We start from the raw sequence: 438 nt of genomic DNA on the forward strand, positions 1-438 counted from the left end.
ACTTACGCGAGGTGCAGGAATATTAACCTGCTTCCCATCGACTACGCATTTCTGCCTCGCCTTAGGGGCCGACTCACCCTGCGCCGATTAACGTTGCGCAAGGAAACCTTGGGCTTTCGGCGTGCGGGTTTTTCACCCGCATTATCGTTACTCATGTCAGCATTCGCACTTCCGATACCTCCAGCAAGCTTCTCAACTCACCTTCACAGGCTTACGGAACGCTCCTCTACCGCGCATAACAAAGTTATGCACCCCAAGCTTCGGTTCTGTGCTTAGCCCCGTTAAATCGTCCCCGCAGACCGACTCGACCAGTGAGCTATTACGCTTTCTTTAAAGGGTGGCTGCTTCTAAGCCAACCTCCTGGCTGTCTGTGCCTTTCCACATGGTTTTCCACTTAGCACAAAATTTGGGACCTTAGCTGTGGGTCTGGGTTGTTTC

1 rRNA gene is annotated in these 438 nt (G+C 52.5%); it reads right to left on the reverse strand.

From position 1 onward, the window contains the following. Nucleotides 1-438: ribosomal RNA gene (locus VA603_RS00235) — 23S ribosomal RNA — on the reverse strand; the annotation flags it as partial.

The organism is Stenotrophomonas capsici (assembly GCF_034961085.1).
Taxonomy (GTDB): Bacteria; Pseudomonadota; Gammaproteobacteria; order Xanthomonadales; family Xanthomonadaceae; genus Stenotrophomonas; species Stenotrophomonas capsici.